Annotated in this window: 21 protein-coding genes; 7 read left to right on the forward strand and 14 right to left on the reverse strand. The window is 47.6% G+C overall.

Annotation, left to right across the window (positions count from 1 at the left end):
• The first annotated feature begins 47 nt into the window (after positions 1 to 47).
• Complete coding sequence (locus ACOJUN_RS15530; RefSeq protein ID WP_422132849.1) at positions 48 to 1,154, forward strand: hypothetical protein; 1,107 nt, start codon at positions 48 to 50, stop codon at positions 1,152 to 1,154.
• Positions 1,155 to 1,158: 4 nt separating this feature from the next.
• Here ACOJUN_RS15530 and ACOJUN_RS15535 read toward each other — a convergent pair whose 3' ends face one another.
• The 5 genes from ACOJUN_RS15535 to ACOJUN_RS15555 all read right to left on the reverse strand — a co-directional run bounded on the left by ACOJUN_RS15535 (position 1,159) and on the right by ACOJUN_RS15555 (position 4,377).
• Entirely contained in the window at positions 1,159 to 1,764 is a 606-nt protein-coding gene (locus ACOJUN_RS15535) for a DUF416 family protein (protein WP_422132850.1), read from the reverse strand.
• A 120-nt stretch (positions 1,765 to 1,884) separates the two neighbouring features.
• Positions 1,885 to 2,370, reverse strand: coding sequence for a hypothetical protein (locus ACOJUN_RS15540; protein WP_422132851.1), 486 nt, complete (start codon positions 2,368 to 2,370; stop codon positions 1,885 to 1,887).
• Positions 2,371 to 2,993: 623 nt separating this feature from the next.
• A complete protein-coding gene (gene yeiP / locus ACOJUN_RS15545; RefSeq protein WP_422132852.1) occupies positions 2,994 to 3,560 on the reverse strand; it encodes an elongation factor P-like protein YeiP in 567 nt (188 codons plus the stop codon).
• Positions 3,561 to 3,674: 114 nt separating this feature from the next.
• Complete coding sequence (locus ACOJUN_RS15550; RefSeq protein WP_422132853.1) at positions 3,675 to 4,097, reverse strand: DUF3301 domain-containing protein; 423 nt, start codon at positions 4,095 to 4,097, stop codon at positions 3,675 to 3,677.
• 91 nt (positions 4,098 to 4,188) lie between these two features.
• Complete coding sequence (locus ACOJUN_RS15555) at positions 4,189 to 4,377, reverse strand: hypothetical protein (protein ID WP_422132854.1); 189 nt, start codon at positions 4,375 to 4,377, stop codon at positions 4,189 to 4,191.
• A gap of 382 nt (positions 4,378 to 4,759) precedes the next feature.
• On the opposite strand from ACOJUN_RS15555, the gene ald reads away from it, so the two are divergent.
• Positions 4,760 to 5,881: an alanine dehydrogenase gene (ald, locus tag ACOJUN_RS15560; protein WP_422132855.1), complete on the forward strand. Its 1,122-nt coding sequence runs from the start codon at positions 4,760 to 4,762 to the stop codon at positions 5,879 to 5,881.
• A 170-nt stretch (positions 5,882 to 6,051) separates the two neighbouring features.
• The gene (locus ACOJUN_RS15565) at positions 6,052 to 6,507 is read left to right on the forward strand and encodes a GNAT family N-acetyltransferase (protein ID WP_422132856.1); all 456 of its coding nucleotides are present in this window, start codon (positions 6,052 to 6,054) and stop codon (positions 6,505 to 6,507) included.
• Between the two features lie 70 nt (positions 6,508 to 6,577).
• Here ACOJUN_RS15565 and ACOJUN_RS15570 read toward each other — a convergent pair whose 3' ends face one another.
• Positions 6,578 to 8,071, reverse strand: a complete 1,494-nt coding sequence (locus tag ACOJUN_RS15570; RefSeq protein WP_422132857.1) for a CoA-acylating methylmalonate-semialdehyde dehydrogenase — start codon at positions 8,069 to 8,071, stop codon at positions 6,578 to 6,580.
• Between the two features lie 549 nt (positions 8,072 to 8,620).
• Here ACOJUN_RS15570 and ACOJUN_RS15575 point away from each other — a divergent pair.
• Positions 8,621 to 9,070, forward strand: coding sequence for a hemerythrin domain-containing protein (locus ACOJUN_RS15575; RefSeq protein ID WP_422137079.1), 450 nt, complete (start codon positions 8,621 to 8,623; stop codon positions 9,068 to 9,070).
• 29 nt (positions 9,071 to 9,099) lie between these two features.
• Here the strand turns inward: ACOJUN_RS15575 and ACOJUN_RS15580 are convergent, their stop codons facing one another.
• The 7 genes from ACOJUN_RS15580 to ACOJUN_RS15610 all read right to left on the reverse strand — a co-directional run bounded on the left by ACOJUN_RS15580 (position 9,100) and on the right by ACOJUN_RS15610 (position 19,589).
• Complete coding sequence (locus ACOJUN_RS15580) at positions 9,100 to 11,058, reverse strand: acetoacetate--CoA ligase (RefSeq protein WP_422132858.1); 1,959 nt, start codon at positions 11,056 to 11,058, stop codon at positions 9,100 to 9,102.
• Entirely contained in the window at positions 11,055 to 11,966 is a 912-nt protein-coding gene (locus ACOJUN_RS15585) for a hydroxymethylglutaryl-CoA lyase (RefSeq protein ID WP_422132859.1), read from the reverse strand. Before ACOJUN_RS15585 ends, ACOJUN_RS15580 begins: the two co-directional genes overlap by 4 nt.
• On the reverse strand, positions 11,956 to 14,007 hold the full coding sequence (locus ACOJUN_RS15590; protein WP_422132860.1) for an acetyl/propionyl/methylcrotonyl-CoA carboxylase subunit alpha: 2,052 nt from the start codon (positions 14,005 to 14,007) through the stop codon (positions 11,956 to 11,958). The genes ACOJUN_RS15585 and ACOJUN_RS15590 overlap by 11 nt, the downstream gene beginning before the upstream one ends.
• Complete coding sequence (locus ACOJUN_RS15595) at positions 14,004 to 14,789, reverse strand: enoyl-CoA hydratase-related protein (RefSeq protein WP_422132861.1); 786 nt, start codon at positions 14,787 to 14,789, stop codon at positions 14,004 to 14,006. The genes ACOJUN_RS15590 and ACOJUN_RS15595 overlap by 4 nt, the downstream gene beginning before the upstream one ends.
• Positions 14,790 to 14,806: 17 nt before the next feature.
• On the reverse strand, positions 14,807 to 16,414 hold the full coding sequence (locus tag ACOJUN_RS15600) for a carboxyl transferase domain-containing protein (RefSeq protein ID WP_422132862.1): 1,608 nt from the start codon (positions 16,412 to 16,414) through the stop codon (positions 14,807 to 14,809).
• A 161-nt stretch (positions 16,415 to 16,575) separates the two neighbouring features.
• Positions 16,576 to 17,739: an isovaleryl-CoA dehydrogenase gene (locus ACOJUN_RS15605; RefSeq protein ID WP_422132863.1), complete on the reverse strand. Its 1,164-nt coding sequence runs from the start codon at positions 17,737 to 17,739 to the stop codon at positions 16,576 to 16,578.
• 275 nt (positions 17,740 to 18,014) lie between these two features.
• The gene (locus ACOJUN_RS15610) at positions 18,015 to 19,589 is read right to left on the reverse strand and encodes an F-box/WD repeat-containing protein (RefSeq protein WP_422132864.1); all 1,575 of its coding nucleotides are present in this window, start codon (positions 19,587 to 19,589) and stop codon (positions 18,015 to 18,017) included.
• A gap of 688 nt (positions 19,590 to 20,277) precedes the next feature.
• Here ACOJUN_RS15610 and ACOJUN_RS15615 point away from each other — a divergent pair.
• The 3 genes from ACOJUN_RS15615 (at position 20,278) to ACOJUN_RS15625 (ending at position 21,551) form a co-directional block, all read left to right on the forward strand.
• Complete coding sequence (locus tag ACOJUN_RS15615) at positions 20,278 to 20,940, forward strand: TetR family transcriptional regulator (RefSeq protein ID WP_422132865.1); 663 nt, start codon at positions 20,278 to 20,280, stop codon at positions 20,938 to 20,940.
• Between the two features lie 127 nt (positions 20,941 to 21,067).
• Positions 21,068 to 21,355, forward strand: a complete 288-nt coding sequence (locus ACOJUN_RS15620) for a helix-turn-helix domain-containing protein (RefSeq protein WP_422137080.1) — start codon at positions 21,068 to 21,070, stop codon at positions 21,353 to 21,355.
• Positions 21,285 to 21,551, forward strand: a complete 267-nt coding sequence (locus tag ACOJUN_RS15625) for a hypothetical protein (protein ID WP_422137144.1) — start codon at positions 21,285 to 21,287, stop codon at positions 21,549 to 21,551. The genes ACOJUN_RS15620 and ACOJUN_RS15625 overlap by 71 nt, the downstream gene beginning before the upstream one ends.
• 45 nt (positions 21,552 to 21,596) lie before the next feature.
• On the opposite strand, the gene ACOJUN_RS15630 is transcribed toward ACOJUN_RS15625, so the two are convergent.
• Complete coding sequence (locus ACOJUN_RS15630; RefSeq protein ID WP_422132866.1) at positions 21,597 to 22,346, reverse strand: HAD-IIA family hydrolase; 750 nt, start codon at positions 22,344 to 22,346, stop codon at positions 21,597 to 21,599.
• Between the last annotated feature and the right edge of the window lie 7 nt (positions 22,347 to 22,353).

A 22,353-nucleotide genomic window follows, 5' to 3' on the forward strand; every position in this document is an offset into this window, starting at 1 on the left:
AGTGTTTTTTTACTGAATATTCATGTGGATGACAGGGGCGGTTTTTCATGGCTACCGTTAATGGAGTTAACAGTAATAATAATGTTAATGTTGTTGATTCTTCCAAGCTCAGTCAGCAGGACTTTGTCTCGGCTGTCTACCTTGAGCGCGGGAACATGCTGGACTCAGAAGTCCGCAGACTTCTCAGTGAGATAGAAACTTCTAATAAGCTATTGGGTAACGTCAATACTCTGATCAACAAATCCAACATAGCCCAGTATGGCACCAGTCAATACAAGCAGACGACCTGGACCACTAACGGTAATAACATTGTACTGGATAATGGTTATGGTATTGCTATTCAGCCGGATGCTAATGGCAAAACTACCTTCACTCTGGTGGATGCTGAAGGCAATCAACTCAATTATCAAAACCAGGCACTGGTGCCGGTTGCCAAGGGCTCCATATCGGATGCCAAACAGGTGGGCATTCCGGTTATGAATGATATGACTATGGTGTTGGATGATGGTACTGAGATTACTTTTCAAACATCTGCTCCCGGAACTCCCTTTGATCCTTCCAATTTGTCAGGAGGTCTCGCGGATATCACCGGAATCACCATCACCAGAGGCAATCAGGGGCTTACAGTAACTGACTTGAATACGGCAAAGCCTGTTATAGGTACACCAAATCTCAATGGCACCGCCCTGGATGCTGCCAGTAACGATGGTTATGTTCTACTTGAGGCGGGTGGGCTTCATTCCTGGGAGTTTGACGGAGTGAATACCAACCAGATGTCTCGTAAGGACCCGAACGATTCCAGTCAAACTCTCAGTGGCTATGCAGCCCGTAAAGTTGCCTTCCAGAATAGTTTTACTAATGAAGTGACTGGTGGTATGCCAGCATTGACTCAGGAAGAGCGTGATGTTCTCAGTAATCTGCTGAAGATCAATTACACTGACGCCAGTGGAAAAGGCCAGCTCACACCAGAGGAATGGGCTTCGCTGAAGACATCACTGAACGCGGCAAAAGAAAATCTGACGGGGAGTAACCAGTTGCAGACTGTCCAGTTGCAGCGTGCGATGACTACTTACAATCAGAACTTTGATACGATGTCGAACTCTCAGAGTAAAATATATACATTGCTGAAAGATATCATCAGTAATTCGAAATGATAAATCACTCAAGACTGATACCAATGTGGCTGATTCCTTCATTCCTGGCCAAAGCCCTGATCTGTTTCATAACATCGGGGCTTTGCTTGCTTCTGCTGATTTGATCCAGCAGTTCTTTAATAAACGCAATCTGTTGCTGATAAAGCTCATGCTGCTCAACATACTGTTGGAGTTCAGTCCCTTTAAGCTCTTCAGCTTCTGTATACTTAACGAATTTACCAATGGTGCTCAGTGAGAGTGTCAAGGCACTGGCTGTCTCTCCAGCATCAGGTTCCATAGCACAGTTAACGGCACATATCGTACTGATAACACTGTCGTAAGCTGGAATGGCGCCAAACATCTCCCACTCATCAAGGTCGGGTACATTCGGCTCAAGCTTCTCCAGAAGACGCTCAAAGTTTTTGGCTGATTGATAGCCTGCGACGTTATCCCAGAGCATATTAAGAGAGTGTCGAACGTCTTCGGGAAGTCCAAACTCTGTCAGTTCGGCAAACAGGGCAAAGTTGGGCCAGCTTCTTTCACAGACAGCAGTTGTGACTGCTACGAGCTTCCAGGCTGGAAGTTTATGCAGTTGACGCAAGAACTGAGCGTATTGTCGATGTGTGTTCAAGGTGAAACCTCAGGCCAGAATATCTGGACAGGGATTCTAACGGGATTATACCGGGAAGGCACTGCTTGGAAGAATTTCCTGAGTCAGTTAGAGCTTTGGCTACAAATCATAACCCTTTAATTAGATCTGCCATTTGAAGTTAACAGTGAAAGAATCCAGATCATAATCAGAATTGAGCTCAATTGTAGAATTATCGAACATGCAGGTTTCTGCTTTGACGTTACTGCTGAATTGGACCTTACCACAGTCGCCGAATTCGAACTGTGTTTTTTCCTTGATGAAGTCCATGCCTTCTTTGATGGGTCTGGCAACACCAATGTAGTCAAGCCCGAGAAATGCAGCACTGGCGGCAGCCTGTTCGGCCAGCTTTTTGGGATCGCTAACAGCTTTGTATACAAAAGAGCTGACTTTTTTCTGGTTTACTTTGGATTTTTCCCGGATAGACAACTCAGGCATTCTATTGACGTTTTTTGATCGCTTAGTAGTTATGGTGGAGAACGGGTCAATCATCGAAACATCACGAGAGTAGACAGTGCTGTAATGAGGGGACCCTGAAAGATAATGACCTTCCGAGTCCGACAGTGCTACAACCGGGAACAAAGTCATGAAAAAGCACGACCCCCATTTGCAACATGCACTAGAGCTGTTTAAAGATTTGCTTCCATCCATGGTGCTAACCCTTAGTTAGCGCTGAATGCGCTTCCATCCAAATTATATTGCCAGTCTATACGACATGCTGGCAATAGAAAAACCCCTACTATTCAGTTAAGCATGTTCAGGCTGAAGTGCCTTGAATTTCCTGCTCAATATAGCGACATAATATATATGTTTTTTCGTTATTATATTGTGAAATAATTTCTCAGGATGGCCGTGATGAATGGTACAAAAAGAGAAAAACACCTCGTTATCCATTCGTTGTGTATTGGGACCATATAGTTAGTTATATTCCTTCGTATTTATTTCACTTATTACTGGTTTTTTCCTTGAACTATGAAATCTACAAGAAAACTCTGGTATCTGACCTTATCGGCCACGGGGTTGCTATCTTGACCCTTTTGCAGGCTCTGGGCTGTGAATGACCAATACTATCTGGTCATAATGCCCTGACATTAGGTGACCGAGCGAATGTATTGACTCCAATGGCGATCGTTTTTAACAGCGCACTCAAGTGCACTGTTGAAGGTTTAAATCGCAGAAGGTTTGAAGAGCCAAAAAGGTATGATCCGACTTTATGCTCTGGACATGAATTTGCCTGTCTCTGTATTAATCTTGATGATTTCTCCGGTACTCAGGTATTCTGGAACCTGAACTTCAAGACCGGTAGTCAATCGTGCTGTTTTGGTTCGAGCAGCAGCAGAAGCACCTTTAATCGCGGGAGAGGTATCAATAATTTCCAGAGCGATAGATGACGGTAGTTCAATAGCCAGTAGCTGACCATCGACCAAGAGAGCGATCAGTCCTTCCATGCCATCAGACATATAGGGAAGTTGCTCTTGAATGGTGCTTGAGTTAACCAGATATTGGCTGTAGTCCTCACTGTCCATAAAGGTAAATTCATCACCTTCACGATAGAGAAGCGAAACTGTTCGGCGGAGTAAGTCGACATCAGCAAACTGATCGTCACCTGTGCAGGTCATCTCCAGCTTTTGGCCATCGGGAATGGAGCTGAAACGAAACTTGTAGAGGGTTGAGGCACCGCGAGCGGACGGACTCTTGGTTTCCTGCTGTCGAACGATGCAATACTGGTTTTCAATTTGAACAATCTGACCTTTCTTCAGATCTTTGGCATGGGCCATTTGTTTTAACCTCGGTTCAAAGGGGGCAGGCAAATTCTATCACAGGACAGAAATTGCCATCGGCTCGTTAATCATTTGTATATTGGGTCTGAATGTTTGGGCTGAAACGATGTACTAGGGCTTCGTGTCCTGGTAGTTTGTCAGATCAACTGCATCAGATGGATTGTTATTCTTGGGCTGAGTATCCTCTGAATACTCTGTAGACATGATCAGATTCGAAGTTTGCTGTTCTTCAGGGTTAGTGTATTGCAAATTCACTACCTGCAAGTATTGACCGAGCAAGCGTATATGACCCGGGTAACGCTGAATCCCATCGGGTGTAAATTCAAAACTGAAATCTCTGGCAAGGCGCATCTGACCGTCTGGACTGCGCTTGAAACGTGTAGAATAACGAACCACTGTCCCATCAAGAAGCTGTAAGTTCATTTCCTTGCAGGCACGTCTGCCATGCATGATCGCGATCTCTCTTGCTTTTGTTGTATCAGCCCAGTACCAGGCAAAAGCTGCTCCAAGTAGCATCCAGATGATAATATTCATAGGGGCATTTTATAGCCAAGCAAGACAGAAAAGCTATGTCTCAAGCGTTTCTTTACAAGTTGTGGCGTTTTTCTGAGTAATAAACCAGAAATCAGTGCAGATGTCTTGGATTGCTGGCTTTACCAATGGGCTTTCCATCACGGTCAATGATCTTTTCTCTGGGGTCGACTCTGTAAATTCTTCTGAAGTATTCCGCCGCCAGGGCTTTCTGATTAGTAAACTGCTTGATGTCTACGCCAACCCGGTTGAGATATTCAAGCATAAAAATGGTGTCGGGCACGTTAGCCTCCAACTATTGGCTCCATAAAGTGACTCTCTACTATCCAGATCATCCATTCCAGGTTCTGGTCGAACAAAGGTCTCACTGAAATTCGAAACCAGAATAGCAGCAATATGTTTCGTTTCTTTGACTTGGTACGTGCTTTCTCCAATCTTTAAAGCCTCTTTATTGTTTCTATTGACTAACCCCTGGGAGTCTTTTTCCTCTTCGCTTGCGGTGAGGCAGTTGATTGCCTGAAAATTTCTGGAGTTGGTGATTTTATTTGTAGTGTTAGTTTTTTTGGTTGAATATTCTGAAAAAAATTTCAAATAAAAATAATTCACTAAACCGAGGGTCTTATACTAGTTTATAAGCGTAGATAAAGCTTGGGCTGGGGGAATATATGCTGGTAGGTGTGCCGAAAGAAATAAAAAATCATGAGTATCGAGTCGGGTTGACACCCGCTGCAGTTAAGGAACTCGTGGCACAGGGACATGAAGTTATGGTTGAAATGAATGCCGGAGCAGGTATTGGTTTCACCAATGATTGTTATGAGAATGCCGGAGCTACTGTTGTTAAAAGTGCCGAGGCAGTTTTCAAAAAGGCTGAGCTGATTGTTAAGGTCAAGGAACCTCAGGCTATTGAAAGAGCAAGGCTGCGTCCTCACCATACTCTCTTTACTTACCTTCATCTGGCGCCAGATGTTCCTCAAACTCAGGATCTGATTGAATCAGGAGCTACCTGCATTGCTTATGAGACTGTAACAGATGCTAATGGTCGTCTGCCTTTGCTGGCACCCATGTCAGAAGTCGCAGGTCGTATGTCTATTCAGGCTGGTGCCCACTGTCTCGAAAAGTCCCAGTCAGGTCGTGGCGTACTCATGGGCGGTGTTCCGGGTGTAGATCCTGCGAAGGTTGTCATTATCGGTGGCGGTGTTGTTGGTCAAAATGCTGCAGCTATGGCTGTCGGCATGGGAGCAGACGCTGTTATTCTGGATCGCTCTGTGGACACTCTCAGACAGCTTGACGCCCGCTATGGCAACCGTATTAAAACCGTGTTTTCTACTCATCATTCTATTGAAGAGCATGTACTGACAGCTGATCTGCTGGTAGGCGGAGTTCTGCTGCCAGGTGCTGCCGCACCCAAATTGGTGACCAGAGATCTTGTCAGCAGAATGAAGCGTGGCTCTGTTATTGTTGATGTTGCTATTGATCAGGGTGGTTGTGTTGAAACGTCCAGACCCACCACCCATGATGATCCTACCTTCATCGTGGATGGTGTTGTTCACTACTGTGTGGCCAACATGCCAGGTGCCGTGGCAAGAACTTCTACAGTGGCACTGACAAATGCAACGCTGCCATATGTTCTGGACATTGCCAATAAGGGGACTCGTAAAGCTCTTGAGGATAATTCACACCTGCTGGAAGGTCTTAACGTCTGCAAAGGCATAGTGACCTGTGAGAGCGTTGCTCAGGTACAAAACCTGACCTACAGATCTGCTGCTGAAATGCTGTCTGAAATCTGATTTAAGGTTATCTGAACCGAAAACTCTGGTTTGCTTTTGGAAGCCAGAGTTTTTTGTTTTTAATTCTTGAGAGATGGTCCGGCGAGCAGGATACTCTGTTGGGTAGCTCGTTACTTAACAGTGAATAGATATTCACACACAGGTTGATTGATTTTGGGTTGGATTCGGGTTTGATTAATTGGCAATGGTCCAGGTTTGAAGAACTTACCGGGCAGGAAGTATATAGCATTCTTAAAGCCCGTCAGGATGTCTTTATCGTTGAGCAGGATTGCCCTTATCACGATGCGGATGGGGTTGATCAAAGGTGTCTGCACTTATCAGGCTGGAGGGAAGGTGAAAATAATCTTGCGGCCTATCTGAGGATTATACCCCCATCCTCCCCCGAATCTGTTGTGGCTATTGGTCGTGTTATCACTACATACTCTTACCGTGGTGGCGGGTTGGGCAAAGAGTTGATGAAACGAGCGGTAGAAAAAGCCACCGAACTCTTTCCTGAGTATGATCTTTATCTCAGTGGTCAGGCTCACCTTCAAACATTTTATGGCGCTTATGGCTTTAAAGCTGAAGGTGACATCTATGAGGAAGATGGTATCCCCCATATTGCTATGTTTTTAAGAAGATCTTGATGACCGGCCGCTCCTGTTGTCTCTGACAACTGATTCTGCTGTGTGCCAGCTTCTAATGTTCAGTGGCTATTCATTTCATGGTAGGAATGACAAACTCTGCGCCTGGTCTGATTCCGATTGGCCAACGAGAAGTAATAGCTTTGCGACGTGTATAAAACTTCACACCTTCCATGCCGTGCATATGCAGTGGACCAAACAGAGACCGCTTCCAGCCGCCAAAGCTGTGGAATGACATTGGGACTGGAATGGGTACATTAATACCGACCATGCCGATCTGGATGTCATGGGCAAACTGTCGGGCACTGTTGCCATCACGAGTGAATATGGCAGCACCGTTGCCGTATTCATGATCATTGATCAGGGTGACCGCTGTCTCATAATCAGGCACTCGTACTATCGACAGTACCGGTCCGAATATCTCTTCCCGGTAAATGGACATATCGGTGGTAACATTGTCGAACAGGCAGCCGCCCAGAAAGTAACCCTCTTCGTGGCCCTCAACGGAAAAATTTCTGCCGTCCACGACCAGTTTGGCACCCTGGGCAATACCGGCATCCACATAACCTGATACCTTGCTGCGGTGCTCCTGGCTGATGAGTGGACCCAGTTCAATACCAGACATCAGACCGTTACCCACCTTCAAGGCTTTCACTCTCGGAGTCAGGCGTTCAATCAGTGCATCCGCTACATCACCCACAGCAACTGCAACAGAAATAGCCATACAGCGTTCGCCCGCAGAACCATAGGCAGCACCTATCAGTGCATCAACGGCCTGATCAAGATCAGCATCTGGCATAATAACCATGTGGTTTTTGGCTCCACCCAGAGCCTGAACGCGCTTTCCGTGGTGGCAGCCTTTCTGATAGATATACTCAGCAACAGCTGTAGAGCCAACAAAACTGACGGCCTGAACATCCCTTGAGGCGAGGATAGTATCAACAGCTTCCTTATCACCATTGACCACATTCAAAACACCATCGGGAAGACCGGCTTCTTTCATCAACTCGGCCAGACGGAAAGGAACTGAGGGGTCTTTTTCTGAAGGTTTGAGAATAAACGTGTTACCGCAGGCAATGGCCAGGGGGAACATCCACATGGGAACCATGGCCGGGAAGTTAAAAGGTGTGATTCCGGCCACTACGCCCAAGGGTTGGCTGACGGACCAGGCATCCACATCAGTTCCCACATTTTCTGTGTATTCCCCTTTCAGCAGGTGAGGAATACCACAAGCGAATTCTACGACTTCCAATCCACGGGTAATATCGCCATGAGCATCTTCCAGAACTTTTCCATGTTCTCTGGTCAGCATTTCAGCCAGCTCATTACGGTGTCTTTCAACCAGTTCCCTGTATTTGAAGAGAAGTCTTGCGCGATTTAGTGGGGTGACATTTCGCCATTGCTCAAAAGCCTGTTTGGCTGTGGCTATAGCAACCTCGACCTCCATGGCACTGGCCAGAGAAACAGAAGCTTCCTGCTGTCCGGTAGCAGGGTTAAAAACGGGTAACTGTCGTGCGCTGGGTGCAGAGGGCAAGCCGGCGATGAAATGGTTGATTTGAGCACTCATGTCAGGGCTCCTTACAGTTCATTACTTTTATTGTTCAGAGTGAAACCATTACCTTTTTAAGGTTACGGGAATTCAGTCTCCGTATGAAGAGGCTGTCGCAAAACTCCAACAACTCCTTTGACTCAAGAACTTCTGGATTACGGCTGAGTGCAGTTATTCTGCGAACCTGCTCAAATGGTTGTTGAGCAGGTTGACTTGAATAGTGGCAAAATAAGGCATTGGAGCAACCCTTCGGAAATATTCTGTAAATAGAATAGATCCAGCTTTCAGAATGTGAGAGGGTTTTTATTCACTTGACTCCATAGAGGGCTGTCTATTCTCGAGCCCCGGGCTGAAATGTCTGAATGTCTTGAAGATCCCTTAAGTTTTCTTTCAGAGCTGGCATTTCATAATTAAGAAGAACAAGGGAGGGAGTGTGCTATGTCGCTGCCGATCAATAGACTTGTGAAGGATCATGAGCACCTTTTGCGGCTGCTCGATTGTTTGGATCACGCCGGATACAAAGATGACAGTCAGCGTACACCCAAAGTCTGACTGATCCTCGATGTTCTGGATTACCTGCATAATTATCCGGACAGCTTCCATCACCCACTGGAATCCCGATTGCTATCCCGTCTCCGTCCGAGACTGACTGATGCCAGCCAGCGCAATCTTATGGCAGAAGTAGAGGCTGAACATGAAGAAATACGTCAGTTAACCACCAGTTTGATAGAGCGCTTCAATGCTCTGGCTATGGATCAGGTTATCCCGGTCAATCAGCTGTTGGCGGAATATCAAAAATACGTTGAGTTGCAAAGGGCTCACATAAAGAAAGAAAACAGGGTTTTAATCCCGGCGATGAAAGCCATTCTGACGGAGGAAGACCTTAAGCAGGTAAGTGAGGCTTTGAAAGAGACTCCAGATCCTCTTTTTGGATCCCATACCTGGCAATCCTACGAAAATCTGTATCAGTTTGTGGTGGGCGCTCCCGTTGACCGGGTGGTCTCCAAAGAGCATTGACAAACTGCCGCCTCAGGGGCGGCAGCCTCTTAATCCTGAAGTTCTGGTCGTTTTCGGAAATACTCTAAAGCTTCCGGGTTTGCCAGGGTATCGGTATTGGCAACCGGTTTGTCATGGACAACATCCCTGACGGCCAGCTCAACAATCTTGCCACTGATTGTCCTGGGGATATCCGGTGTCTGTAGTACAACTGCGGGTACATGACGGGGTGTTGTATTGGCCCGAATAGTTTTTTTAATTTCGTCGATGAGCTCGTCATTCAGCGTGTTGCCATCTCGCAACTTAACAAACAGAACAACCCTGACATCGCCTTTCCACTCCTGATCAATGGCAATACTTTCGAGTACCTCTGCTACCTTTTCAACCTGTCGGTAAATTTCTGCAGTCCCGATTCTTACGCCACCTGGATTCAATACAGCATCTGCCCGACCGTGAATGATCACTCCCTTATTTTCTGTCAGCTCACCAAAGTCTCCATGGGCCCAGACACCCGGGAACTGGCTGAAATAGGCTTTGTGATAGTTTTTATTTTCGGGATCATTCCAGAATCCAATGGGCATGGATGGAAAACTGCTCTGACAGGTCAGTTCACCCTTCTCTTCCAACAGAGGCTTGCCTTCAGGGCTGACAAACTGAACGTCCATTCCCAGTCCGCGGCACTGAATCTCCCCTTTATTAACTGGTAAGGCAGGGCAGCCCAGAGCAAAGCAGGAGATGATATCGGTGCCACCAGAAATAGAAGACAGGCACAGATCTTTTTTGATGTGCCGGTATACGTAATCAAAGCTCTCGTGAAGCAGAGGAGAGCCCGTAGACAGAATAGTCTTCAGCCTTGGTAAAGAGTGAGATTCAGCAGGCTTAACCCCGGCTTTTTCCAATGCTGCAATGTATTTTGCACTGGTGCCAAAAACAGTGATGCCTTCTTCTTCCGCCATATCTATAAGACTTCGCGGTTCGGGATAGAAAGGGGAACCATCATAAAGAACGACAGTGGCACCCAAAGCAAGAGAGGAAACCAGCCAGTTCCACATCATCCAGCCGCAAGTAGAGAAGTAGAAGATAATGTCTTCGGGTTTTAAATTCGTGTGTAGAGACAATTCCTTCAGGTGTTGCAGAAGGGTTCCGCCATGTCCATGCACGATGCACTTTGGTGCTCCGGTCGTGCCTGAAGAGTACATAATGAACAGAGGATGATTAAAGTCCACCGCTACAAACTCAGGTGTATCAATGTCTTGAATAATAAAATCGTCGTATAAGATCAATGAGGTTCGGGAACTGATATCGGCACCGGTGCTCAGGAATGGCACAATGACGGTTTGTTCGATAGAAGGGATCTGTGCCTGAAGGGATTGAGCCTTTTCCAGACACTGAATCGTTTTGCCACCATATAGATAGCCGTCGATACTGAGCAGTACTTTTGGTGTGATTTGCCCAAAACGGTCCAGAACGCCCTGAATACCAAAGTCTGGCGAACAGGACGACCAGATAGCTCCCAGGGCGGTGGTAGCCAGCATCATGATCAGGGTTTCAGGGCAGTTGGGCATAAAAGCTGCAACTCTGTCTCCTTTGCTGACCCCTGCCGCTTTCAGTCCTGCCTGAGCTGCCGCGACCGCTTTAGTCAGTTCGCCACAACTCAAGGTGGTACGGTGGCCGTCTTCGCGTCTGAAAATCAGCGCATCTTTTGTAGCCTTCGCAGCATCTTTACCATACCGCAGCATGTGTTCTGCATAGTTGAGAGTTGAGTCCGGGAACCACTTTGCCCCCGGCATTTGATCATGGTTGCAGATGGCAGAGGGTGGGGAGTGAAAGTGAATATCGACAAATTTTGCCAGGTTTTCCCAGAAAGCATAACGATCACTGAGACTCCAGTCATAGAGGGAGTGGTAGTCAGTCAGCTGCTGAACGGTACTGTCATTGACAGACTGAATGAATGTATGAAGATTTGATGTTTGAATCCGGTTCTCGTCAGGTGTCCAGAGCTGCGTCATATGCGATCCTGTTTTATTTTTTTTAAAGCCAGTCCAGTGTTCGAGTGAGAACGAATACCCAGTTGATGACAGATGAAGGCAGCGGCCTCCAAAAGCTTGTCCATCTGCACGCCGGTTTTGATGTTCAGACCTTCCATTAGATAGAGCACATCTTCGGTCGCAACATTGCCAGAGGCCCCCGGTGCATAGGGGCAGCCGCCCAGACCTGCAACCGCCGAATCCACAACCGCCAGACCTTCCTCAAGGGATGCGTAAATATTGGCTAATGCCTGTCCGTAAGTATTGTGATAGTGAGCAGCAAGGTGTTTGATAGACACTTCACGACAACAGGCTTCCAGAACTCTTTTAACCCGAAGAGGTGTTCCTGTGCCCAGGGTATCTCCAAGGGATACTTCGTAACATCCCATTTGATAGAGCGCTTTGGTCACTTCAGCCACTTGCCGAGGTGAGGTTGCACCATCATAAGGACAACTGATAATGCAAGAAACATAGCCTCTGACGGGCATATTATTCTGTCTGGCCAACTCCATAACCGGTTCAAAACGTTTAAGGCTCTCGGCAATGGAGCAGTTAATATTTTTCTGACTGAAACCTTCGGAAGCTGAGGCAAACACTGCGGCCTCGTCCGCTCCTGCCTTCAGGGCATCTTCCATCCCCCTGAGGTTGGGGGTCAAAGCCGTGTAAACAACGTTACTTTGTCGCTTAATGGTCTGGAATACCTGATCCGAGCCCGCCATCTGAGGAACATAGTTGGAGGAAACGAAACTGCCGGTTTCAATGTGCTCAAGACCAGACTGAGACAGTAAGTTGACCAGTTCTACCCGGGTTTCTGAAGACGCTGGCGTTGGCAGATTCTGTAGCCCGTCACGGGGTCCAACTTCAACAATGCGGACAGATTCAGGCAGCATTTTCGTTTTCCTTTGTACCCTTGCTCAAGGCTTCCTGAAAACTCATGAGTGAAGAACCAGCGTCCACTCGGTCGCCTTCCTTGTAAAAGATCGACTCAATCATTCCGCCGCAGGGAGCATGAATGGTATGTTCCATTTTCATGGCTTCCATAACCATTAAAGGGGCTCCGGCATTGACCTGCTGTCCCTCTGAGACCATGACAGAGCTGACGGTTCCGTTCATTGGTGCTGACATGGCTTCAGAACCATCGTGAGCGGTCAGGCATTGTCCTGAAAGACACAGCTCGACACTGAAGTGCGGGAAGAATATTTTCAGTCTGGCTTCCGGTAGGGGAAGCACACGACATTGTGATGTTAATTGTGTCGAAGAGAACTCTGTGTGATCGCCAATCAACAGTTGTCCCGACAAACAACCAGACTCTGCCTCATACCAGTGGATATCAGCCTGACAATAGCCATCAGGCAGACTCACCCTGAATCCTTCAGACACTTTTTCCAGTGAAATCAGATAGGGTTGTTGGTTCAGAAAGAGAGTCATTTGAGACGGTGCTGAAGCAGCCGGTAACGACCCCTCGTATTGAGATTGATGGAATTGATAAAGGGCTCCTGCAATCAACGACATTCTTAGTTGATCATGATCCAGCTCTATCTGAGGTGGATGTTGATCAATAAAATGTGTGGATAATCCAGCTTCTCTGAAAGCGGGCTCATTGATCAGATGCAGCAGAAAATCACGGTTATCACTTAAGCCAGCCTGTTGATAGTCAGACAAAGCCCGGGACATTTTATCAATAGCAGATTCACGATTTTCAGCCCAGACTACCAGTTTTGCCAGCATCGGATCATAGTGACTGGAAATATAATCTCCCTGTCGTATACCTGTATCGATGCGGACGTGATCTACTGCTTGAGGCCATTGCAAGTTCATGATTTTCCCTGAAGAGGGTAAAAAATCATGATCGGGGCTTTCGGCATAAATGCGAGCTTCAAGGGCATGACCATGACATTGCAGCTGGTCCTGGGTCAGAGGTAAGGATGCACCTGCGGCAATAGCCAGTTGCCATTCAACCAGATCCTGTCCGGTAATTGCCTCAGTGACCGGATGCTCGACCTGAAGTCGTGTATTCATTTCCATAAAGTAGAAACGTTCACCGTCGACCAGGAACTCAACCGTACCGGCTCCGCGATACTGTATCGCCTTACCCGCTGAGACTGCTGCCTCTCCCATACTTTTTCGCATGGCATCGGAAAGATCAGGTGCGGGGGCTTCTTCGATGACTTTCTGATGACGTCGCTGCAAGGAGCAGTCACGATCGAAGAGATAAACACCTTCATTGTTATGATCGAAAAAGATCTGAACTTCTACATGGCGAGGTTGGGTGATATACGACTCCAGAAGTAAGTGGTCATCGGCAAAACTTTTCAGGGCCTCTCTTCGGGCCGCCTGAAGGCCTTCCTGTAACTGGTCGTGATGCTCAATAATTCTCATGCCCTTGCCGCCGCCACCCAAGGCGGCTTTGACCATCAGGGGGTAACCGATGCGCTCCGCCTCCAGGTTCAGGGTTTCATCAGACTGATCGGAACCGTGGTAACCGGGACAAATAGGAACACCGGCTTTTTCCATCAGGGTTTTGGCTTCACTTTTTGAACCCATTGCTCTGATGGCTTCGTGCCCGGGTCCAATGAAGTGAATGCCGGCGTCATGACATGCGAGGGCAAAGTCGGCATTCTCAGACAGAAACCCATAGCCGGGATGTACTGCCTGGGCACCGGATTGTTTTGCTACTTCAATCAGTTTGTCGCTGCACAGGTAGCTTTTCTGTGCAGGTGAAGGGCCAATATAATAAGCCTCATCGGCCAGGGTTTTGTGAAGGGCCTGGTAATCCGCATCAGAGTAGACTGCGACTGTTCTGACTCCCAGTTTTCTGGCGGTTCTTATTACCCTGCAGGCGATTTCACCCCGGTTGGCAATGAGGATTTTATCGAAATGCTTTACATTCTGGAGACTGTTGTCCGAGTTCATGGCGCTATTCTTGCTCATGGCTGACTCCATGAAGGTTTGCGTTTTTCAAGGAATGATGCCAGACCTTCCTGACCTTCCGGAGAAACTCTGATCCGGGCTATCTCCCGGCAAGCCAGTTCAACAAATTCATCATCAATGGGCCTGTTATGAACACTGTGCAGCATGCTTTTTGCCAGTCGGGTCGCTGCCGGAGCATTCCCCAGAAGCTGTTGGGTCAGTTCATCGGCTTTGGCATCAAGTTCTGATTCAGGCGCCAGTTCATGCAGCAATTCCAACTCAAGTGCTTTTTCTCCGGAAAAGACTTCCGCACTGAGGAAGTAACGACGAGCTTGACGGGTGCCAATGGCCTGTACAACGTAGGCGCTGATGACGGCTGGAATCAGGCCAATCCTGACCTCACTCAGGCTGAATCGGGTGTTGTCAGCGCCAACTGCGATATCACAGGCACAAATCAGTCCTATGGCACCACCGAATGCAGCACCCTGAACCACCGCCATAGTTGGTGCAGGAAAGTGATTCAGGGTGTAGAGCAGTTCTGATAGTGTGCGTGCGTCGTCGTAGTTTTCCTGCTCACTGAGATGAATGGCGTTCTTCATCCAGTTAAGGTCACCTCCGGCAGAAAAATGTTTGCCGGAGCCCCTCAGTTGCAGGAGTCGAGTCTCTTCGCCAGACAGCTGTTTCAGGGCATCAATCAGTTCGCTGATCAGTTCGGCATTAAAGGCATTACCCACTTCCGGACGATTCATGGTAATGGTGGCAACACCATTGCCGCTGGTTTCGATAATGAGAGAGTTGCTCATGGTATTACTTCCCTGGCTCACATTCTGAACACGCCGAAGCGAGTCTCTTCAATGGGCGCATTGAGGGTTGCAGAAAGGCTCTGTCCCAGAATGTCACGGGTATTGACGGGGTCAATAATGCCGTCGTCCCAGAGCCGGGCACTGGCATAAATCGGGTTGCCCTTTTGGTCATAGGTTTCGATGACCGGTGTTTTTATGGCGGCCTCTTCGTCAGCAGAAAGAGTTTTTCCTTTTCGGGCCAGGCTGTCTTTTTTAACCTGGGCCAGAACTTCGGCGGCCTGTTCACCGCCCATGACCGAAATTCTTGCATTGGGCCAGGTCCATAGAAATCTTGGATCATAAGCCCGGCCACACATACCGTAGTTGCCAGCACCAAAACTGCCGCCAATGATGACGGTGAGCTTTGGCACGGTTGCACAGGCTACTGCATTCACCATTTTGGCGCCGTCTTTCGCTATGCCTCCAGCTTCATATTTTGAACCCACCATAAAGCCTGTGATGTTTTGCAGGAAAATCAAAGGTATACGTCTTTGACAGCATAATTCAATAAAGTGAGCCCCTTTTTGGGCTGATTCCGAGAAAAGAACACCGTTGTTAGCCAAAATACCGACCGGGTGACCATGAATTCTGGCAAAGCCGCAGACCAGAGTGTTGCCATAGCGGGCCTTGAATTCATCAAATTCGGAGCCATCGACGATTCGGGCAATGACTTCTCGAACGTCATAATTCTGTTTCAGATCAGAAGGGATAAGGCCATAGAGCTCGCCAGGATCATAGACTGGAGGAACAGGCTTTTCTAATGCAACGGAGTGTTTTTTCTTTTTGTTCAATCTGCCAATGGCGTGTCTCACAAGTTCAAGCGCATGGGCATCATTTTCGGCCATGTGGTCAGCCACCCCGGATTGTTCACAATGAACTCTGGCTCCACCCAGTTCTTCTGCCGTGACCTCTTCACCGGTAGCGGCTTTGACCAGCGGTGGTCCTGCCAGAAAAATGGTGCCCTGATTTCTGACGATAATGGTTTCGTCTGCCATAGCCGGCACATAGGCTCCTCCCGCCGTACAGGAGCCCATAACCGCTGCAATCTGGGGGATTCCTTTGGCAGACATATTGGCCTGGTTAAAGAAGATGCGACCGAAGTGTTCTCTGTCTGGAAATACTTCATCCTGATAGGGAAGGTTGGCCCCTCCGGAATCCACCAGGTAAATGCAGGGAAGATGATTTTGTTCAGCTATGGTTTGGGCGCGCAGGTGCTTTTTTACTGTAAGCGGGAAGTAGCTGCCGCCTTTCACAGTAGCATCGTTGGCCAGGATCATACATTCGATGCCAGCAACAAAACCTATACCTGCAACAACACCGGCGCAGGGAGCGTCATTATCATAGATGTCTGTGGCGGCAAAACGGCCTATTTCAAGAAAGGGAGAATTGGGATCAAGCAACTGGGCAATACGATCCCTGGCTAATAGTTTACCTCGGGCAATATGGTTTTCTCTGGATCTTTGACTGCCGCCCCGGGCAATGGTCTCAAAGCGTGTATTGATCTGGTCTACCAGGGCCTGCATATGTCGCCGGTTCTTGTGGAATTCGGGACTGTCGGGTGCCACTTTTGAAGATAATACGGGCATATTGATCGCCTCTGATGAAGCCGTTTCGTTTGCACATAGTCTTGCAGCGTTGCGATAGAGGTCAGATCACATCCAGCATGCCAAGGCCATGGCTGTTTGAGAGCTTATTATTCTTGTTATGGCAGCATGGTTCCCTGAAGGGGCAATACTGCGTGTCGCTGTTAGCATGACTCCTGGAACAGCTCCCTGCCAATCAGCATACGACGGATTTCTGATGTACCAGCACCTATCTCATAAAGTTTGGCGTCTCTGAGCAGGCGACCTGTCGGGTATTCATTGATGTAGCCATTGCCTCCCAGAATCTGAATGGCGTCCAGTGCCATCTGAGTAGCTCGCTCAGCACAATAAAGAATGACACCGGCTGCGTCTTTTCGGGTACTTTCACCACGATCGCAGGCTGCTGCAACCGCATAAAGGTAAGCTTTACTGGCATTCATCTGGCTGTACATGTCAGCCACTTTGCTCTGAATCAACTGAAATTCACCAATGGATTTGCCAAACTGTTTACGATCGTGGATGTAGGGGATCACGATATCCATACAGGCTTGCATAATGCCGGTCGGGCCACCGGACAGAACGACCCTTTCATAGTCCAGACCACTCATGAGTACAGCTACCCCTTCATTGACGTTGCCCAGTACATTTTCTGCAGGCACTTCGCAATCTTCAAACACCAGCTCACAGGTGTTCGAGCCTCTCATGCCCAGTTTGTCCAGTTTTTGTGCGCGGGAGAAACCCCTGGCGTCTCGTTCAACGATGAATGCGGTGATTCCCCGGGAACCTTTTTTGGGTTCGGTTTTGGCGTAAATGACGTAAATGTGGGCATCAGGGCCATTGGTGATCCACATTTTATTGCCATTCAGAATATATCTGTCGCCTTTTTTTTCGGCTTTCAGTTTCATACTGATAACATCAGACCCAGCGTTGGGTTCGCTCATGGCCAGAGCACCGATGTGCTCACCACTAATCAACTTGGGAAGGTATTTCTGCTTCTGTGCTCTGTTGCCGTTGCGACAGATCTGGTTTACGCACAGATTGGAGTGTGCGCCATAACTGAGTGCAACGGAGGCGGAAGCGCGGCTGATCTCTTCCATAGCGATGACATGCGCGAGATAACCCATGCCAGAGCCGCCAAACTCTTCTTCTGCTGTTATACCGAGCAAACCCATCTCTCCGAACTTCTGCCAGAGGTGCATGGGGAACTGGTTGCTCCTGTCGATTTCCTGTGCGAGTGGAGCAATTTCATGATCGCAAAACTGTCTGACCTGCTCTCTCAGCAGATCATTGGTTTCACCCAGATTGAAGTTGAATGTCAGGTAACTCATTGAAAGCATCTTTGTTTAAATTGTTCTTAGACTATAGGCATTGATTGGCTAAAGCATTTCAATTTGTGGCTACAGTCCCGAAGATCTTTCTGTACATCCATCTAAACGTCAGTTATCGGATAAATAACTTCAGAATATAATCTTAGTGTTCCACTTCTTGGAGTCAACGTAAATGCTTATTGTTGAAAGTTGAATACAGGGATTAAGGTGGGACCCGGATTTTTTGCCCATTCCAGCAGACGTTCTTATGTCCACCCATTTTGCTTGCAATGTCCTTAAGGCACATGTAATTGGTCTTTCCTTTGCAGTTCAGTGATTCTCAGCTGATGAGATGCATTGATGGTCAACACATGTCGGCCATCGCTGCTGATGGTGGCTAACACGATCCTCGACTTGCGCCGAATAGTGGCTTTTTTGACCCAGGACCCATCGCCTCCGAGACCATAAATTTGAGCCTCTTTGTCTTTGTTGGCGATCGTCAATACATGGCAACCATCGGCACTAAAGGTGGCTGATCGGACCCAGCCCTTGTGGGTAATGGTGGTTTTTTTTACCCATGATCCGGGCGCCTTCGGGCCATAGATTGTCGCCGTGTGATCATCACTGGCGGTCACTAGATGACGGCCATCGGCGCTGAAGTCAGCTGATGTGACTGCCCCCTGTTGTTCAATGGTGGCTTCTTCTTCCCATGATCCGGGCGCCTTCCGGACATAGATTTTCGCCTTGCGATCAGCGCTGGCAGTCACCACACGGTTGCTATCGCTACTGAAGTTGGCTGAGTAGACCTTATCACGATGAGAAATCGTGGTTATTGCTTTCCATGATCCATCGTCCAGCAGGTCATAGATTTTTGCCGTACCATCCACGCTGGCGGTTGCCAGATGGTGGCCATCCGTGCTGAAGGTGGCAGAGCGGACATTATCCTCATGGTGAATGGCGGTTTTTACTTTCCATGATCCATCCTCTTCCTGACCATAGATTGTTATGGTGTTATCTGAATCGATAACTAACAGATGTCCGCCATCGAAGCTTAAACTGGCTGACACGATCGAACCATTATGGTTAATAGTGGCTTTTTGTTCCCAGGATCCATAGGTCTCCTGTCCATTGATTTTCACCACTCCATCCGAACTGGCGGTCATTACAAGGTGATCATCGGCGCTGAAGGTGGCAGAGAGGACAACACCTTTATGGCGAATAGTGACTATTTCTTGCCATGATCCATCGTCACCCTGACCACAGATTTTCGCTTTGCCATCATGAATACCGGCGCTCACCACATGACGACTATCGTGACTGAAGATGGCGAATCTGAGCCAGCAGTCATGGGGGATTTTGGCTTCTTGTACCCATGACCCATTGATCTTCTGGCCATAGATTATCGCCTTTTTATCCATACCGGTGCTCACCAGATGGTAGCCATCGGCGCTGAAGGTAGCCTTGCAGATTGTATTACTATGGCTAAATTTGTTTTTTTCCACTAATTCAAATTTTTCACATTGAGACATCAGTTTACTGTTGGTGAAAAGAAGGTCGGCAGGAAAATGAGTCATATTTCGTTGTTCTATAAGTGACTTGATGGTGTCCTCATATGCGAACGGCTGCAGCCAATGACGGAGTTTTTCCTCATCTTTTTTTGTCGTAGCAATGGTATTGAGTTGATATTGGTGTGGTGAAGGAAACCGGCGATACCAGGCTCTTTCCACAGTCTTATTTGTTTTAATAAATGTGTGAAAATGTTTGCATACCATTGCTAAACCGGTGACCTCTCGAAAATTTAAATGGCCAATAATCATCAATGTTGGTATGCGGGGCAAACTGAGGAATAAAGATTCATTTTTGTCACACACAGTGACGTTCCTACCTGCACTTATACCCCTTGGCGCTTCCTCTGATCGGGATTGCTTAAGTGTATGTGAGAGTGAATCGTTAATGCTGGGATTTCTTTCTACAGGGGAAAACATGTCTGGTTACTCCATAGTCAGTTTGTATTCTCTCCTTGAGAGGCTTTTCAAAATTGATTAATGAAGGTTGGAAACGGTTTTAGAATGAAAGTTCATAACATTAAGGTAAGTGAAGCTAACTAAATTGCGAATAAGTCCCTCTAATCTACAATAATCTCTTCCAAACCAGGGAGCTGGCTTGGCTGTCCTTCACCCTGCCCATAGCATTCAGGAGAACACAGGCTGACAAGGAACACCCTCTTCGGGACAGGGAGAATGGAAGCCATTTTTTAACCGGTGCAGCGGAATTAAGACTTCAGCTCTCACTGGGGTTCGCCCTCAAAGACTACAGGTGTTAAGCTTGCGTTCAATTTAAGAAGCTTTAAATACTGCTATTAAACGGCATTGAACAGGAAGTGCTGCCAGTGTCTCATCATTGAGAACGGCAAAAGGGTTTTATGATCGGCATTTCTCTGCCAGACAACGTAGGCGGTCTACGACAGCGGGCAGCCTTTATAACTGAGTTGGCTCGTTCTTTTTGAATGATATTAAAGTGAGTAATTAAGCTAGATAGCTTAACCTTTGTGGCAACACTATGAATGCAATTATACGTCTGACAGACGCTAAGGAAGCACTGATAAGAGCAGCGGAAAAGCTGATAGCCGAAAGAGGGCTCGATGCTGTTTCGGATCGTGAAATAGCCAGAGCTGCAGGACAGAAGAATAACTCTGCTGTTCAGTACCATTTTGGTGACCGGGCCGGATTGATTAATGCAATTCTGGATTTCCGGATGATCCCTCTCAACCAAAAACGTCACGAGATGCTGGATGAACTCCTTAACCGCAAGGAACCTCCAACAACCAGAGATTTAGTTAAGGTTCTATTGCTTCCCTACATGGAAAACCTTACAGGCTCAAGAGAAGATAGCTCCTATACCAGTCTGGTCAGTCAGCTGTTCCAGCGTGGCAATCAACAGATCGTTGCCATGGATACCCCCAGAAGCAGCTCTCTGGTTCGTATGACTGAAGCATTTGCTACCACCTTGCCACACTTGAGTGTCAAAGAGCGCCATGCCCGGCTCACTTTCCTGGGTTCCATGGTCGTTCACACGGTAGCTCGCTGGGATCAGCAGTGCCGTCTGGACCCTGAGACCTGGACACCGGAACATATTGTTCAGCAGACCCGGTTCCTCATTGAGTTTCTGGCAGGCGGGATGGATCAGGATGCTCTGCAGAGAGAGCCGAAATCAAGGCTCTGAGTTTCCCGTTTGGAAAGATGCTTCCTCAGAAGTTAAACAGGATTTTTCAAACTAAAAATGAATGTATATAAGTTCATAATGTGAACCTATGTCATAGTGAATGTATATGCATTCATAATTGATGAAAATGAATACTATTGGACAGCAATGTCGAGATCGCCGAAAAGCCAGGGATTGGAATCAGACCGAGGCTGCTAAACAGGCTAAAACCACCCGAAGTGTTATCTCAGCCATAGAAAACGATCGATATCGGGGAGCTTTGTGGGCTCTGAACAATTATCTTGGGTTGCTGGGCCTGGAGCTGACGGTTAAAGATGCTGAAAGACCCACATGGGATGATCTTGATGAGTTATTTAAATATGAATATTTCAGATCAAGACAAACTGGTGAGATTTGGCAAAGGTATTGGTGTTAAAAATCCTTCAAAACGATTGGAAGAGATGGCGGGCATTGCCAGAGATTATATTAACGGCTTTGACCGGTGGGAGTCGTTTCCAGAACTCAGAACTGCCTTGGAGAAGTCCATTGCCAGAGCTATGTCGGTAGCCGGCTCTGGCGTTAGATACAACGTCAAAAGGACTAAAAAGAGAAAGACTGATCGTTATCTGTGAGGCAGGCATTCAGATCACTCAAATTCTGTCTGAGATTAAACCGGCTCAGATAATATCAATATCCGCTACACAATCGAAAATATGGTTGGGCTTGTAAGGAACCTGATCGATATCGGCAAGGCGGGACACACCGGATAAAACCAGAATGGTTTCAAGGCCCGCCTGAAAGCCTGCAAGAATATCAGTGCGCAGGTTGTCACCCACAATAACAGTGTTGTCTGAGTGTGACCCCATCCTGTTCAGGGCGGCACGGATAATCCAGGCACTGGGTTTACCTACGTAGAATGGCTTTTTGCCCGTAATCCGCTCAATAGGAGCACAGAGTGCGCCGCAGGCCGGAGACATATTGGGACCGTGGGTATCAGGGTTTGTGGCAATAAAGCGTGCCCCTTCAGAGACAAATCGGGCACCGGTGTGGATCATGTTCCAGTTATAGTTCCTGGTTTCACCCACGACGACAAAGTCCGGATTGATATCGGTAATGGTAAAGCCTGCCTTATACAGTTCGTGAATCAGGGCACCTTCGCCAATAACATAAGCTTTCTGACCTTCCTGTCGTTTAAGGAATTCTGCGGTGGCCATGGCGGAAGTGAAAAAGCAACTTTCCGGGATAGTGATACCAGCAGAAGCAAAGCGGTTTTGCAGATCTTTTTCGGTCTGGGAGGGGTAGTTGGTCAGCATGATCAGAGAGATGTCCCGCTCCTGCATGCTATGAATGAAATCATCAGCGCCAGGAATCAGGGTGTTGTCATGCAGAATTACGCCGTCAATGTCACAAATCACGCTTTTAGACATAATGCTA

The organism is Endozoicomonas sp. ALD040 (assembly GCF_049275945.1).
Classification (GTDB): Bacteria; Pseudomonadota; Gammaproteobacteria; order Pseudomonadales; family Endozoicomonadaceae; genus Endozoicomonas_A.

Bases quoted from the DNA above. Each gene is read 5' to 3' on its own strand.
- ACOJUN_RS15615 (WP_422132865.1), top strand. From the start codon at position 20,278: ATGAATGCAATTATACGTCTGACAGACGCTAAGGAAGCACTGATAAGA.
- ACOJUN_RS15605 (WP_422132863.1), bottom strand. From the start codon at position 17,739: ATGAGTTACCTGACATTCAACTTCAATCTGGGTGAAACCAATGATCTG.
- ACOJUN_RS15580 (WP_422132858.1), bottom strand. From the start codon at position 11,058: ATGACGCAGCTCTGGACACCTGACGAGAACCGGATTCAAACATCAAAT.
- ACOJUN_RS15550 (WP_422132853.1), bottom strand. From the start codon at position 4,097: ATGAATATTATCATCTGGATGCTACTTGGAGCAGCTTTTGCCTGGTAC.
- ACOJUN_RS15570 (WP_422132857.1), bottom strand. From the start codon at position 8,071: ATGAGTGCTCAAATCAACCATTTCATCGCCGGCTTGCCCTCTGCACCC.
- ald (WP_422132855.1), top strand. From the start codon at position 4,760: ATGCTGGTAGGTGTGCCGAAAGAAATAAAAAATCATGAGTATCGAGTC.
- ACOJUN_RS15620 (WP_422137080.1), top strand. From the start codon at position 21,068: ATGAATACTATTGGACAGCAATGTCGAGATCGCCGAAAAGCCAGGGAT.
- ACOJUN_RS15530 (WP_422132849.1), top strand. From the start codon at position 48: ATGGCTACCGTTAATGGAGTTAACAGTAATAATAATGTTAATGTTGTT.
- yeiP (WP_422132852.1), bottom strand. From the start codon at position 3,560: ATGGCCCATGCCAAAGATCTGAAGAAAGGTCAGATTGTTCAAATTGAA.
- ACOJUN_RS15590 (WP_422132860.1), bottom strand. From the start codon at position 14,007: ATGAGCAAGAATAGCGCCATGAACTCGGACAACAGTCTCCAGAATGTA.
- ACOJUN_RS15585 (WP_422132859.1), bottom strand. From the start codon at position 11,966: ATGCTGCCTGAATCTGTCCGCATTGTTGAAGTTGGACCCCGTGACGGG.
- ACOJUN_RS15625 (WP_422137144.1), top strand. From the start codon at position 21,285: ATGAGTTATTTAAATATGAATATTTCAGATCAAGACAAACTGGTGAGA.
- ACOJUN_RS15600 (WP_422132862.1), bottom strand. From the start codon at position 16,414: ATGCCCGTATTATCTTCAAAAGTGGCACCCGACAGTCCCGAATTCCAC.
- ACOJUN_RS15595 (WP_422132861.1), bottom strand. From the start codon at position 14,789: ATGAGCAACTCTCTCATTATCGAAACCAGCGGCAATGGTGTTGCCACC.
- ACOJUN_RS15540 (WP_422132851.1), bottom strand. From the start codon at position 2,370: ATGACTTTGTTCCCGGTTGTAGCACTGTCGGACTCGGAAGGTCATTAT.
- ACOJUN_RS15630 (WP_422132866.1), bottom strand. From the start codon at position 22,346: ATGTCTAAAAGCGTGATTTGTGACATTGACGGCGTAATTCTGCATGAC.